The sequence below is a fragment of the Pseudomonas sp. NY15181 genome (assembly GCF_048068055.1).
In the GTDB taxonomy this organism is placed as follows: domain Bacteria; phylum Pseudomonadota; class Gammaproteobacteria; order Pseudomonadales; family Pseudomonadaceae; genus Pseudomonas.
In genome coordinates, this window is sequence record NZ_JBLUPT010000002.1 from 498617 (window position 1) to 512313 (window position 13697).

The 13697-nt window shown below is 60.3% G+C and carries 10 protein-coding genes and 2 pseudogenes; 2 read left to right on the forward strand and 10 right to left on the reverse strand.

Annotated elements, in window-relative coordinates; all coding sequences use genetic code 11:
* Positions 1 to 144 precede the first annotated feature (144 nt).
* The 8 genes from ACNFBT_RS07785 to ACNFBT_RS07820 all read right to left on the reverse strand — a co-directional run bounded on the left by ACNFBT_RS07785 (position 145) and on the right by ACNFBT_RS07820 (position 6486).
* Positions 145 to 591 carry an antitoxin Xre/MbcA/ParS toxin-binding domain-containing protein gene (locus tag ACNFBT_RS07785; RefSeq protein ID WP_416748030.1) on the reverse strand — a complete coding sequence of 149 codons (447 nt, stop codon included), beginning with the start codon at positions 589 to 591 and terminating at the stop codon, positions 145 to 147.
* Between the two features lie 12 nt (positions 592 to 603).
* Positions 604 to 1746, reverse strand: coding sequence for a hypothetical protein (locus ACNFBT_RS07790; RefSeq protein ID WP_416748032.1), 1143 nt, complete (start codon positions 1744 to 1746; stop codon positions 604 to 606).
* A gap of 73 nt (positions 1747 to 1819) precedes the next feature.
* Positions 1820 to 2110, reverse strand: a complete 291-nt coding sequence (locus tag ACNFBT_RS07795) for a hypothetical protein (RefSeq protein WP_416748034.1) — start codon at positions 2108 to 2110, stop codon at positions 1820 to 1822.
* A gap of 93 nt (positions 2111 to 2203) precedes the next feature.
* Positions 2204 to 2575 (reverse strand): hypothetical protein, encoded by a 372-nt coding sequence (locus ACNFBT_RS07800; RefSeq protein WP_416748036.1) that lies wholly within the window; start codon positions 2573 to 2575, stop codon positions 2204 to 2206.
* 11 nt (positions 2576 to 2586) lie between these two features.
* Complete coding sequence (locus ACNFBT_RS07805) at positions 2587 to 2919, reverse strand: hypothetical protein (RefSeq protein WP_065085115.1); 333 nt, start codon at positions 2917 to 2919, stop codon at positions 2587 to 2589.
* Positions 2920 to 3107: 188 nt separating this feature from the next.
* Positions 3108 to 4973, reverse strand: a complete 1866-nt coding sequence (locus ACNFBT_RS07810; RefSeq protein WP_416748038.1) for a TniQ family protein — start codon at positions 4971 to 4973, stop codon at positions 3108 to 3110.
* The gene (locus ACNFBT_RS07815) at positions 4970 to 5914 is read right to left on the reverse strand and encodes a TniB family NTP-binding protein (RefSeq protein ID WP_416748040.1); all 945 of its coding nucleotides are present in this window, start codon (positions 5912 to 5914) and stop codon (positions 4970 to 4972) included. Before ACNFBT_RS07815 ends, ACNFBT_RS07810 begins: the two co-directional genes overlap by 4 nt.
* Complete coding sequence (locus tag ACNFBT_RS07820) at positions 5911 to 6486, reverse strand: Mu transposase C-terminal domain-containing protein (RefSeq protein ID WP_416748042.1); 576 nt, start codon at positions 6484 to 6486, stop codon at positions 5911 to 5913. Before ACNFBT_RS07820 ends, ACNFBT_RS07815 begins: the two co-directional genes overlap by 4 nt.
* 147 nt (positions 6487 to 6633) lie before the next feature.
* Here ACNFBT_RS07820 and ACNFBT_RS07825 point away from each other — a divergent pair.
* Both ACNFBT_RS07825 and ACNFBT_RS07830 read left to right on the forward strand, forming a co-directional pair.
* Positions 6634 to 9330 (forward strand): annotated as a pseudogene (locus ACNFBT_RS07825) (type I restriction endonuclease subunit R); the annotation flags it as partial.
* Positions 9320 to 10051, forward strand: coding sequence for a M48 family metallopeptidase (locus tag ACNFBT_RS07830; RefSeq protein WP_416748044.1), 732 nt, complete (start codon positions 9320 to 9322; stop codon positions 10049 to 10051). The pseudogene ACNFBT_RS07825 and the gene ACNFBT_RS07830, both read left to right, overlap by 11 nt.
* A gap of 121 nt (positions 10052 to 10172) precedes the next feature.
* On the opposite strand, the gene gyrB is transcribed toward ACNFBT_RS07830, so the two are convergent.
* Together gyrB and recF are read right to left on the reverse strand one after the other, a co-directional pair.
* On the reverse strand, positions 10173 to 12590 hold the full coding sequence (gyrB, locus tag ACNFBT_RS07835; protein WP_416748047.1) for a DNA topoisomerase (ATP-hydrolyzing) subunit B: 2418 nt from the start codon (positions 12588 to 12590) through the stop codon (positions 10173 to 10175).
* 3 nt (positions 12591 to 12593) lie between these two features.
* Positions 12594 to 13696 (reverse strand): annotated as a pseudogene (gene recF / locus ACNFBT_RS07840) (DNA replication/repair protein RecF).
* Position 13697: the final 1 nt, after the last annotated feature.

Below are 13697 nucleotides of genomic sequence, written 5' to 3' on the forward strand. Positions count from 1 at the left end.
AGAGCCCATAGTTTTGACAAAGTGCAGCAGAGCACATCCTGCATCTACGATGCAATTGAATGCCCGCGCCGAAAGAAGCATGGTGCGATGGGAACATACTGAACAGAAGAAGCTCCGGTTCCCGGGGTATGGCAACCCTACTGATCAAGCCAAAACACCCTCCCCAATTCGACCAATGAGGTCGAGGACGGCTTTTACCTCTACCCCGGTACGCAACCATTCAACCGGACGCCCCCCGCCTAGGCCATGCTGTGGGGTGACGAGCCAATAACGGGCCTTTCCCCAGTCGCCTCCGAACAGGCCCTGCGCGGCATCAAGCACACGCGCCAGCCAGAACAGCCGGTCACTCTGCATCGACGACCATTGGCCACGTCGCCGTGCCTGGCGGACGGCGTAGTCCGACAGCCCTGCTATTTCCGCCAGCGCCCGAACGGTAAATCCGGACGCTTCTGCCATGCGCACGAGCACGGCGTAGTCGAAGCCCCGCCGCACGAGCTGGATGAGTTCTGCGCCCTGCGCGGGTATCCCAACATGGCGCCAGTAGCTCGGGACTTCCCGAGCAACCGGCTGGTAGGGTTTCAGCTCAATCACACACGGCCTCCCTCAGTACGGTACCTGAATGACCTGGTCCAAAAGGGTGTCGGGGGCGTCGACTAGGGGGTCCAGCCAATCGGCCTTCGCCCGCGCCCAGAGTAGGTAGGCCCGCTGCGCTTCACTGGAACCATCTCCACGCACTCGGTCGGCCTGCTCGACGGCATCCAAGTAGGCTCGGATCAGCTGCGCCTCCTGCCAGCGCTTCGCAGCGGCTCGAAGCTCCTTTAGCTTCTGCTGCTCCGACTCCTGGAGCGCCTTCTGTGCCAGCGCTTCGCGACGCTGTATCTCTCGTAACGCCTCTGCGCGGGCCCGCTCCTCACGGTGGCACAGGATACCCACGGCCCGCTTGGCCATCCCGATGACCAGCTTGTTAAGCTGCTCCTCGACTTGCTGGCGTGCGCCGTCCCGAATCAAGCCGCCATATCCGCCATCACCTCGAACTTCCAAACGCCCCGAGGGGGTATAGGTGTATCGAGGCCAGTAGCCCCACCCTCGACGTGCCTTCTCCGCCAGCTCAGCCGCCGTGGGTACATAATCGGCGCGCGCGGTTGACTCCACGATGCTCAAAGACAAGCGCACCCCGAACACCTCCACCTCCAGATGCCGGCTCCCAGCCACTAGGAGGAAACCGCGCACTTCCAAAGCTTGAACCAGCGTATTCGCTATGCGCAACGCGCGGGGGCGCTGTGCCACCGAGACAACAATGTCGAGCCCGTTGCCGTCGGGTAGAGGGAGGCCGCGACTGTCCTTATATGGCTTTTGGAAGGCATCGCGGGTGGCCGCCACCTGAGGGTGCCAACGGGTAACCCGGACGGGGACGGCGATGCGATGTGCCGGGTCTTTTTCCCGCGCCTCCACCGCCTGAAAACGCTCATCTGCCAGCTCCGGCTCTGGAACCCTTGCCGCTGGCGGAACGAACGGTTTCAGCAGCTGACGGGGATCACCTTTGAAATCCTTCAGCTTCGGTTTTGGCGGAATGCCACGCCCAGCTTTTACCTTGGCCCAATGGCCACGCGCCGGCGTCGGCACTTGTAAGCGAGCGCAGAGTTTCTTCAAACCGACATCGGACAGGCCATAGCGTGGCGCCACCACACTCACCGGTTCGGCCCAGACCTCGTCGAGCAATTGGCTTCGGTCGTACTGTTCACGCATCGCTTGCCCCCTGTATATCGCCTGCGGCTGGTGGACGGCAGCCACCTTGGTGCTACCGCGCGGCGAACGTAGGTTAGAACTCGCCCCAGAAATCATCTCGGGCGACCCGGCCAAAGGCCTGCTCATCCGCCGGTTGGTCATCATCAAACATGGTCTGGATCCGTCGCTCCTGCCGCAGATAAGCCAATGTCGCAAAGAAGCAGGACTCACACAGGTACACGCGGTAACACTCGCCGTCATGGTTCGAGCCATACCCCCACTGCGCATGCAAGGTCCCGAACTGCTGGCCATAGTTCGGCACGCGCGTCGCATCTCCGCACACCGCGCAGTGGATGTCGGAATTCGTCTGGCTCTGCTCACTCATCACGATCACTCCTGCCTCTTAGGTGGGAGAGGTTGTTCCGCCGTTTAACCGATTCGGTGTTATGCGAAGTCGGTTCGAATCCCCAACCAGCCCTCAGTGCCGTCCCGCTGGACTCGGCGCTCGCCCGCGCGCGACGGACGCCAGCCAGCGCGTGAGCGATGGTCGACCGTCCCACGCCGCAAAAGTCACCACGACATAGACGCTGCCACTGGCAGTGTGCAGACACCAGTAGGGGCCGCATTGCTCGGCGAAGCAGATCGCTGACGTGCAGATGAGATGCCCATCGTGAAACTGCCCCCAGGCGTCGGCCCGGCAATCGTGGTAAGTGCGCCCGGTGGCGCACCTGGCAAGAAGCAGGACATCCGTCAGATACGCCGTGATTGGCCAGGTAAAAACATAACGACCAGCCGCCGCCAACCGGCGCGCGGCATACACCGACAATTCAGGGGCTTGCGGCATGATCATGACGCTCCTGTTCACTGTCGCGTCAACGGCGTCGACAGCGCGGTACCGCGCGTGAAGATCGCCAGCGTTTCGCGGAGCGAGCGACGACCGCCCTGGGGGTGAAAATTGACGATCAGATACGCCGCGTGGTGAGTGCGCACAACGTAGCGACGCGCGTACCGCACGATGCATTCGACGTCGGCGGTGAACAGCTCGCCATTGTCGTAACCGAGCGCTTTGTAGATGTATCCGCTCAAGCAATGGCAATCGATGCGGGCGTCGATTACGTAACCGTCAATGTATTCTTCGGGATAGTCTTCCAGCAGTGCCGTCAGCAGTTGTTGCCGTTTTCGCAGTGTCAGCATGATCAGTCCCTCACTCAAGGAACCGTAAACCACACGCCCATCGTCAACTGCCCCGATTTACGAGGGGTCTGCGGTTTACGAAGCGACGTCGATAAATAAATTGGATCGCAGGCCTTTACCGCGCGTAGCACACGGCGCTACCCACCCTCCTGCCTTGGGTGGTGACGGACAAGCACAACTCACAACGCTCACGGCGGCACCTCGTGTTGCGGACGCTTGTTCCGCTGCGCGGCGTGGAGGAGGGCATCGATCTCCAGCAACACCCCACGCTGCCCACCGCCCGGTAGGGACGCCCCGCCAACCGCCGCGACGCCGGCGGGCATCAACCCCCGCAAAATCCAATTCGATTTGCTGCCGACGCGCTCAGCCGCATCAGCCAGCACCAGGTAGCGCGAGAGGAAATCGAGCAGTGCTGAAACAGGAATCGCCGTCACCTGCTGCTGACCGCGTTGCTCGTGCACCACGCGCAGGTGGCCCGCGTTGATCCAAGCCAGGATGCTTTCGTGCTTCCAACCCTGCATTCGCACGACGTCGGTAATCAGCAGCGTCGGCTCGTGCGCGTCCTCAACGTCCGCTGCCAACAGCGCCTCAACCTCTCGGCGGTCGAAGCGCAGGCCTGCCAACCCAGGAAGATCGGGAAGCTGGCCCGTCGGACGGAGGCGGCCATCCAGTACGCACTGAAGCACGCCAATAATCTGGTCCGGTGTCAGCCCACGACGCGCGGACATGTCGTGCAACCCCAGCTGCTGCTCCTCTGGCAAGGCGCGAGCACCGACGTTCGAGGACAAGCGCTCGACCAGCGCATCCACCTCTTTCTCACGAAACTCGGCGGATACCAGCGGCGGCCGCTGCCGCTTGCTGTAGCGACGCAGCGCACCGGCTTGCAACAAGCGCTGGAAGAGTACCTTCGATACCCCCAGGCGATTGCGGACGTCAGTCGCCGTCAGATAGGCCAGACGATTGCGGCGTATGGTTTCGACTTCGTCGCGATGCAGCGAAACGAAGCGGTTCGCCCCTGACACCGTGAGTTTTCCTTTGACCTCGCCACTGAGCACTGCTGCACGCAGCAATTCGGCACCCACGCCAATGAAGCGACCGGCTTCTGCCGGAGACAGCCAGCACTTTTCTTCGACGTGCTTCGGGTCGATGGTGCTCAGACGCAAGTTGAGATGGCCGTCGAAGTGCGTCGCCGTGTGTTGTGCCAGCGTGTCGCGGACGAAAGCATAGGGCGGTGTAGCAAATTCCTTGTGCAGTGTGCGATACCAACTGCCCAGACGCTTGGCGAGACCGGGCCCCTCCGTCCGCTGAAGACGCTGATCGATGGCCGCAGTAAAACCCTGCGGCCAGTCTGCGAGCAGAGGCCACAGCCGAGCGATCCAGCTACGCGATTCAATCAGCGTCTTCGGCCGAGGCGACTTCCGGGGTTTGCTGGCAGTCGATTCCCCGCCCAAATGGGCCTCTAGGAATTCAAGAAACTCTGACATGTCGGCTGGGGTAACTCCCTCTCGGAAGGCTACCGGCAAGCTCTGCCTCGCAGGGTGCGGCAGCTCTTGTAGCAGGGCTGCAATAGCCAATTCTGCCGGCGAGGCGGGCTGAGTGGGCATCTCGCACAAGGTCTGCCCGCAATCGCAGGTATCCACGCGCTGACGGTCCATCGTCAACGGGGTCTCACAACTCGGACAGACATCGACCAAGCCGACATTATGGTGGGGACAGGTGACGATCAGGTCGTGGCTCCAAGCCTGGCGCAAGTAAGCCTGCTCCGCCAGACACGCCGGGCATACCGGTGTGCCGGTGTTGCGCTGAAACCGATGACGTAGGAGGGGCGTCGTCGACCGACGCGCAGGATTTCGAAGCAGGATGCTTTCAACTGCAACGCCACACTCTTCGGCCAATACCTCCACTTGTTTCGTGGGATAGTCGACACGAGGCTTAAACCCAAGCGAGCGCAGAAGCTGGATCGCACTGGGAATAACATTGCGTTCACTGGTACGCATCAGCCAGCCGGGCAGGCTTTCATCAGAAAGCGGGGCTACGAGGACAGGCAAGCTCATGCCACCACCTCGGCTTGGCGCACCTTTGGAATTGACATGTGTGCCTCGGTCAGCACACGCACATAGCTCTCCACCAGCAAGTTGTGCGTCAGGGTTCGACGCTGATCGAAGGGATTGAATTGGAAGAAGTCGGTCTGAATCGCTTCCTCATGCGCTCTGGCCAGCAAAGCGAAATCGAGGACGTGCTTGCGTGCCAGATGCTCGACGGCAACAAACAGCTTGAACAGCATGCCGACCCGCCCCAGACAAGAGCCGTATACACGCGCCAAGAGTTCCGGGTCCTGCGCAACCGGGAGCAGCCAACCTGCCTCCAGGTAGGCCTCCAGCAGCGCATTTAGGGTCTGTTGGAATTCCCGTTGCTGTTGCGGGTCGTTCCAATTGTACGGCCGGATTTCCTGGACACGCTCGGCACGGTCGCGCAGTTGCTCGTTGCGCAGAAAAATCTCACTCGTGATCGGCAGACCCACCAAAATCAGGGTGATGCCCAATTCCTCTGCCATGATTTTCAACCAGTCCGAAGCCTCTCGCGTCGCTTTGGCAGACATGCCTTCGACGAACTGCTGCATCTCCTCGAACAGCAATACCCGCGTGCCCACGACGCGCAGCAAATCGCAGACTCTCGACATCAGCTCATCAGCGCTGGCCCGCCCATAACGACGCGTATTCAGCGCCATCAACACCGCTTCGGAGAGGCTCCGACGGGTCGGCCGCCCCAGGACCTTCACCCGCACCAATGGCTGTCGACGCACCCCGTCCACCAATTGGCTCGGATAAGCGGCTACCAGCTCATCAACGAGCTGGGATTTGCCCACCCGCGTCGGTCCAAAAATCGGCAACATCAGCGATTCTCCCGCCAACGCTCGATGAATAACCCGGTGAGCCCGCTCCAGCGCCTGACCAAATTGCTGGTGGACGATCAGCTCCGTGCTGGCGATGCTCATTGCGCCCCCCCTTTCTTACGGCGGGGTGCAGCAATCGGGGTAGCCGGGGCTGTGACCGGCGAAGTAGTGTTCGGCGCTATCGCGGCTTGGTCCAACTCTCGCGCTGCCGCCGCACGAGCCTGTCCTCGTGCCGCACGATTGCGATCCTGCATCCGCCGCGATTTCGACTGATTCTGGAAGGCACGCAATTGTTCGATGTGATCCAGGTGATACTGCTCACCCGACATCTCGGCATCACTGCGATAGTTCCGGCGGCGAGCGGCACGCGCGTCATCAAAGCTGATTCTGGGCATGCCTGGGCGTCGATTGAACGCTTGAATGACCTGTTGGGGATCACGCGGATGCACAACCGATACTTCGGTGCAGTCCAGCGGGTTATAGCGAACCTCAACTTTTTGCTTGGGCCCCAGCTCGCGGTACAACGCCCCCAGCGCAGGGCTCTGGAATTTTTCACCATCACAGCAAACACCTTCACGCGACAACGTCATCAATTGACTGTTGTAGCGGAGGCACGCGGCACGAAAACGCTCCGGATCCGGGGGAGGCAGGACCACGTGCTGTTGTTTCAGCATTGTCAACGCCAGTGCAGGTGACGTCCTTGGGCCGAATCGCTCCTCTAGCCGGTACAAGGGCTGCTGCATGTACACATCCGCCGCCCATTTCATGATTTGCTGCTCCACTTCCTCTACCGTTAGTCGCGCTTCGGCTACAGCAAGCGCCCGGACATCGTGCTCTATGTAAACGGTATTGCCCTGGGTGTACTAGAACTGAAGCGCTCCAAGGTTGCGGTGAACGAGGGCATCCGGCAGAACCTGGATAACCAGAAGGCTGAATTTATCCAGCCGTTCTTCTCCACTATGCAGTACGTGATGGCCGGCAACGATACCCAGGGCCTGCGCTATGGCACCATCCAGACCGGCGAGAAGTACTACCTGACCTGGAAGGAAGAAAGCGAGGAGAGCGCCGCTGCCGATAATCTACTGGATCGGCATCTGCTTCAGCTGTGCAACAAGGCGCGCTTTCTGGAGCTGATCCATGACTACATCGTGTTCGACAGTGGGGTGAAGAAGCTCTGCCGGCATAACCAGTACTTCGGCATCCGCGAGGCGCAGCGCTACCTGCATCGGCGCGAAGGCGGGATCATCTGGCACACCCAAGGCTCGGGTAAATCCCTGACCATGGTTTGGCTGACCAAGTGGATTCGAGAAAATATCCAGGACTCGCGGGTGCTGATCATCACCGACCGCACCGAGCTGGATGAGCAGATCGAGAAAGTGTTTACCGGCGTCAACGAACAGATTTACCGTACCACCAGCGGCGCCGATCTGATCGACAAGCTCAACCAGCCATCGCCCTGGTTGCTGTGCTCGCTGATCCACAAGTTCGGTGCCCGCGAGGATGCCGATGTGGAAGGCTTTATGGAGGAGCTGCGCAAGAGTCTGCCGACTGACTTCCGCGCCAAGGGCGACCTCTATGTGTTCGTCGATGAGTGCCACCGCACGCAGTCCGGTGAGCTACACAAGGCAATGAAAGCCATCCTGCCCAATACCGTGCTTATCGGCTTTACCGGCACGCCACTACTCAAGGCCGACAAGCAGAAGAGCATCGAAGTATTTGGCAGCTACATCCACACCTACAAGTTCGATGAGGCGGTGTCCGATGGCGTAGTGCTCGACCTGCGCTACGAAGCTCGCGACATCGACCAGAACATCACCTCGCAGCAGAAGATCGATCAGTGGTTCGAGGCCAAGACCAAGGGCCTGAACGACTTGGCCAAGGCCCAGCTCAAGCAGCGCTGGGGCACCATGCAGAAAGTGCTTTCGAGCCAGTCGCGGCTGGAGAAGATCGTCGCCGACATCTTGATGGATATGGCCACCAAGCACCGCCTGGCCGATGGCCGGGGCAATGCCATGCTGGTCACTAGCAGCATCTTCGAGGCCTGCAAGTGCTATGAGTTGTTCTGCAAGGCCGGTATGGGCGACAAGTGCGCCATCATCACCAGCTACAAACCTTCGCCCGCTGATATTAAGGGCGAAGCCACCGGTGAAGGGCTGACCGAGAAGCTGCGCCAGTATGAAATTTACAACCAGATGCTCGGCGATAAAGACCCGGAATCCTTCGAGAAAGAGGTCAAGCAGCGCTTCATCAAAGAGCCGGGACAGATGCGCCTGCTCATCGTGGTAGACAAGCTGCTGACTGGCTTCGACGCACCTTCCGCGACCTACCTGTACATCGACAAGCAGATGCGCGACCACGGCCTGTTCCAGGCCATCTGCCGGGTTAACCGCCTGGATGGTGAGGACAAGCAGTACGGCTACATCATCGACTACAAGGACTTGTTCAAGCAGCTGGAAGGCGCGATTGGCGACTACACCAGCGGTGCACTGGACGGTTACGACAAGGCCGATGTGGCAGGCCTGCTTGAAGACCGACTGAGCAAAGCCCAGGAAGACCTAGAGGAAGCCCGCGAGGCGATCAAAGCTCTGTGCGAGCCGGTTGAGAAACCCAAGGATACGCCAGCCTATATCCGATTCTTCTGCGGCACCGACTCGGGTAACGCCGAGGTACTCAAGGCCAATGAGCCCAAGCGCCTGAACCTGTACAAGATGACCTCGGCGCTGATTCGGTGCTTCGGCAATCTGGCTAACGAGCTTGAAGAGGCAGGCTACAGCGCCAAGGAAATCAGCGAGATCAAGGATGAGGTCGATCACTTCACCAAGGCGCGCGACGAGGTGAAGCTCGCCAGTGGCGACTACATCGATCTGAAGGCCTACGAGCCGGACATGCGCTTTTTGATCGACACCTACATCCGTGCCGACGAAAGCGAGAAGATCTCTGCCTTCGATGATATGTCGCTGATCCAGCTAATCGTGGAGCGTGGCATAGGTGCTGTCGACGCGCTGCCCAAGGGCATTCGTGAAAGCCAGGAAGCCGTAGCCGAGACCATCGAAAACAACGTGCGCAAGCTGATCATCGATGAGTCGCCGATCAACCCGAAGTACTACGAGACCATGTCTTCACTGCTGGATGCACTGATTGCCAAGCGCAAGGAAGACGCCATCAGCTACCAGGAATACCTGGATGAGGTGGTGAAGCTGACTCAGCAAGCCAAGAACCCGACCAGTTCGAGCAACTACCCTGGCTCGATCAATAGTCCAGCCCGCAGGGCGCTGTATGACAACCTCGGGCAGAACGCCGGCTTAGCGCTGGCCGTAGATACTGCCGTGCTGGACAGCCGGCAGGACGACTGGCGCGGTAACGCCATGAAGATCAAACGCGTGCGCCTGGCGATCAAGAATGCGCTGGATCAGTGGGGCAAGGACGCCGCTGAGAGCTTAGGCGACTATTCGGCAGGACAGGACAACGAACGGCTGGATGCCTTGCTGGAACTGGTAAAGCATCAGCATGAGTATTGAGTCCCGCAACATCACGGTCAGCGGTTTGACCGTGGAGGTCGTGCACAAGCCGATCAAGAACCTACACCTGGGCGTTTATCCACCGCTGGGGCGCGTGCGTGTGGCTGCGCCGTTAGCGGTAGATGACGAAGCCGTACGTCTGGCGGTGGTGGGCAAGCTGGGCTGGATCAAGCGCCAGCGTGCGAAGTTTCAGGCCCAGCCCCGGCAATCCCAGCGACGCATGGTCAGTGGCGAGAGCCATTACTTCCTGGGGCAGCGGTATCGCCTGCGTGTTCACGAGAGAAGCGGCGCAGTCCTGCGCATAGCGCTGCGCGGAAAAGCATGCATGGACCTTTTTGTGCGCCCTGAGACCTGCGCTGAACGGCGCGAGCAGGTGCTGCACGACTTCTATCGGGTCGAGTTGAAGCGCCTGGTGCCGGAACTACTGGATAAGTGGCAGCCGAAGTTAGGCGTTGAAGTGCGAGCTTTGGGCATCAAACGGATGAAGACCAAGTGGGGCACCTGCAATATCGAAGCCAGGCGTATTTGGCTCAATCTAGAACTGGCCAAGAAGCCCGTTCAGTGCCTGGAGTACATCCTTGTTCACGAACTGACACACCTCTTGGAGCGCTACCATAACGAACGCTTCCAGGCTCTGTTAGATCAACACCTGCCGCAATGGCGGACTTATCGTGACCAACTCAACGCGAGCATGTTGGCCGAAGAAAGCTGGGGCCGATAGGGATAACAGTATCTGCCTGTTATATAAAGAAAAACCCCGGCTTTATGCCGGGGTTTGTGCTTCATGAAATGGGACATTAACCCGCCCATTTGGGACATGTAATGTGCCCCTAGACAGTGACTCAGACGTCCAGGTTCGACACCGCCAGGGCATTGCTTTCGATGAAGTCGCGGCGCGGCTCCACGGCATCGCCCATCAGCGTGTTGAACAGCTGGTCGGCAGCGATGGCGTCCTCGATGGTGACCTTCAGCATGCGACGCACGTTCGGGTCCATGGTGGTTTCCCACAGCTGCTCCGGGTTCATCTCGCCCAGACCTTTGTATCGCTGGATGCTGTGGCGCTTGGTACCTTCGGCCATCAACCAGTCCAGGGCTTCCTTGAAGCTCGATACGGTCTTCTTGCGCTCGCCCTTCTGCACGTAGGCGCCGTCTTCCATCAGGCTGTTCAGCTTGGCGCCCAGCTCGGTTACCGCGCGGTAATCGTTGCTGGCGAAGAAGTCGCGGTTGAAGGTGACGTAGTTCGACAGACCATGGGCGATCATCTCGACTTCCGGCAGCCACAGGTGGCGCTCGCGGTCTTCGCGCAGGCTGACCTTGTAGGTCAGGCCGGACTTTTCGACGGCCTTCAGGCGCGCCTGGAACTGCTCGATCCACGCCTGCATGACAGCCTGGTCACCGAGCTTGTCGGCCTCGATGCGCGGCAGGTAGATGAAGTGCTCGGTCAGGTCCTGCGGGTACAGACGGGACAGGCGGGCGAGGGTACGCATCACGCCGCGGTACTCGTTGACCAGCTTCTCCAGCGCTTCGCCGGACAGGCCCGGAGCGCTTTCGTTGACGTGCACGCTGGCTTCCTCGAGGGCCGACTGGGTCATGTACTCCTCCATGGCCACGTCGTCCTTGATGTACTGCTCCTGCTTGCCTTTCTTCACCTTGTACAGCGGCGGCTGGGCGATATAGATGTAGCCGCGCTCGACCAGCTCGGGCAGCTGACGGAAGAAGAAGGTCAGCAGCAGAGTACGGATGTGCGAACCGTCGACGTCAGCATCGGTCATGATGATGATGTTGTGGTAACGCAGCTTGTCGATGTTGTACTCCTCGCGACCGATACCGCAGCCCAGCGCGGTGATCAGGGTGCCAACCTCCTGGGAAGACAGCATCTTGTCGAAGCGAGCTTTCTCGACGTTGAGGATCTTGCCCTTGAGCGGCAGGATCGCCTGGGTCTTGCGGTTACGGCCCTGCTTCGCAGAACCGCCCGCGGAGTCACCTTCCACGATGTACAGCTCGGAGAGGGCGGGGTCCTTCTCCTGGCAGTCGGCGAGCTTGCCCGGCAGGCCGGCGATGTCCAGCGCGCCCTTGCGGCGGGTCATCTCACGGGCCTTGCGCGCGGCCTCACGGGCGCGGGCAGCGTCGATCATCTTGCCGACCACGGCCTTGGCTTCGTTCGGGTTCTCCAGCAGGAAGTCGGCGAAGTACTTGCCCATCTCCTGTTCCACGGCGGTCTTCACCTCCGAGGAAACCAGCTTGTCCTTGGTCTGGGAGCTGAACTTCGGATCCGGCACCTTCACCGAAATGATCGCGGTCAGACCTTCGCGGGCGTCATCGCCAGTGGTAGCGATCTTGAACTTCTTCGCCAGGCCTTCCTGTTCGATGTAGTTGTTCAGGTGACGGGTGAGGGCAGAGCGGAAGCCCGCCAGGTGGGTACCACCGTCACGCTGGGGAATGTTGTTGGTGAAGCAGAGGATGTTCTCGTTGAAGCTGTCGTTCCACTGCAGGGCAACTTCCACGCCGACGCCGTCTTCTTCGCGCTGGCAGTTGAAGTGGAAGACCTGGTTCACCGCGGTCTTGTTGGTGTTCAGGTACTCGACGAAAGCACGCAGGCCACCCTCGTATTTGAATAGCTCTTCCTTGCCCGCACGCTCGTCGCGCAGGACGATGCCGACGCCAGAGTTCAGGAAGGACAGCTCGCGAATCCGCTTGGCCAGGATGTCCCAGCTGAAGTGGATGTTGTGGAAGGTTTCCGGGGACGGTTTGAAGTGCACCTCGGTGCCGGAGCCCTCGGTGTCGCCCACCGGGCGCAACGGGAACTGCGGAACGCCATGGTGGTAGACCTGCTCCCAGACCTTGCCTTCACGGCGGATGGTCAGGCGCAGCTCGTGGGAGAGGGCGTTCACCACCGACACACCCACACCGTGCAGACCACCGGAAACCTTATAGCTGTTGTCGTCGAACTTACCGCCGGCGTGCAGCACGGTCATGATGACCTCGGCGGCGGAAATCCCTTCTTCCTTGTGGATATCCACCGGAATACCGCGGCCGTTGTCACGTACGGTGATGGATTCATCGGTGTGAATGGTGATGCTGATCTCGCTGCAGTAGCCGGCCAGCGCTTCGTCGATCGAGTTGTCCACGACCTCGAAGACCATGTGGTGCAGGCCAGTGCCGTCGTCGGTGTCACCGATGTACATGCCCGGACGCTTGCGTACGGCGTCCAGCCCCTTCAGCACCTTGATGCTGGAAGAGTCGTAGGTGTTCTCGCTCATTCTTCACTCCCGATGGTAGTGTCCTGAGAGACTCGCCCATGTTCCACGTGGAACATCGACACTGGCGTTTCCGTTCGCCAGCCGTCTTTCAATAAGTGCGGGTCGACGCAGGTGATGAATACCTGGCAACCCAGATCTTCGAGAAGTCGGCATAACGACAGCCGATGCTTCTCATCCAATTCAGAGGGCAGGTCGTCTACCAGGTAAACGCATTGCCCGCGCTTGGCCTGGTTGATCAGGTGCCCTTGGGCGATCCGCAGCGCGCAGACCACCAGTTTCTGTTGGCCACGGGACAGGATCTCCGCGGCGTTGTGTCCCCCAAGGCGAATCCTCAGGTCCGCCCGTTGCGGCCCCGCCTGGGTGTGTCCCATCTGCTGATCGCGCAGCAGGCTGGCGGACAATACTTCGCTCAGGTCTCGCTCCTTGTCCCACCCCCGGTAATAACTGAGCGTCAGCTCATCCAGTTGGATGAGCTCCGCCAGCGTCTTCTCGAACTGGGGTTTGAGCGCCTGGATATAGGACCGTCGATAGGCGTCGATTTCGTCGCTCGCCGAGCATAATTCGCGGTCCCACGCAGCCTGCGAAGCACCGTCCAGTTTACCATGTCGGAGCCACGAGTTCCGCTGCCGCAGGGCCTTCTGCAGCCTCTGCCAGGCGACCATGAAGCGTTGTTCCACGTGGAACACTCCCCAGTCGAGGAACTGCCGACGAACCTTGGGCGAACCTTCGAGCAGACGGAAACTGTCCGGATTGATCAACTGCAGCGGCAGGGTTTCAGCCAGCTGCGCAGCACTGCGAGCATTCTGCCCGTCGATGCGAATCTGGAACTCACCCTGGCGATCCCGTGAAACGCCCAGGCTGCTGTCGAAGCCATTGCCCAGGCGCACCTGTCCGAAGACCGTACAGGCCGGTTCGTCGTACTGGATGACCGGTTGCAGGCGAAGGCTGCGGAAGGAGCGGGCGAGGCCGAGCAGGTGAATGGCTTCCAGCACGCTGGTTTTACCGCTGCCGTTTTCGCCGTAGAGGATGTTGATGCGGGGGGAAGGGGAGAAGGTCACCGGGTGCAGGTTGCGCACCGCGGTGACCGAAATGCGGGTCAGGGACATC

Coding starts and splice junctions, on each gene's coding strand:
- ACNFBT_RS07790 (WP_416748032.1), bottom strand. CDS start 1,746: ATGCGTGAACAGTACGACCGAAGCCAATTGCTCGACGAGGTCTGGGCC.
- ACNFBT_RS07805 (WP_065085115.1), bottom strand. CDS start 2,919: ATGCTGACACTGCGAAAACGGCAACAACTGCTGACGGCACTGCTGGAA.
- ACNFBT_RS07815 (WP_416748040.1), bottom strand. CDS start 5,914: ATGAGCATCGCCAGCACGGAGCTGATCGTCCACCAGCAATTTGGTCAG.
- ACNFBT_RS07820 (WP_416748042.1), bottom strand. CDS start 6,486: ATGCTGAAACAACAGCACGTGGTCCTGCCTCCCCCGGATCCGGAGCGT.
- gyrB (WP_416748047.1), bottom strand. CDS start 12,590: ATGAGCGAGAACACCTACGACTCTTCCAGCATCAAGGTGCTGAAGGGG.
- ACNFBT_RS07800 (WP_416748036.1), bottom strand. CDS start 2,575: ATGATCATGCCGCAAGCCCCTGAATTGTCGGTGTATGCCGCGCGCCGG.
- ACNFBT_RS07795 (WP_416748034.1), bottom strand. CDS start 2,110: ATGAGTGAGCAGAGCCAGACGAATTCCGACATCCACTGCGCGGTGTGC.
- ACNFBT_RS07810 (WP_416748038.1), bottom strand. CDS start 4,973: ATGAGCTTGCCTGTCCTCGTAGCCCCGCTTTCTGATGAAAGCCTGCCC.
- ACNFBT_RS07830 (WP_416748044.1), top strand. CDS start 9,320: ATGAGTATTGAGTCCCGCAACATCACGGTCAGCGGTTTGACCGTGGAG.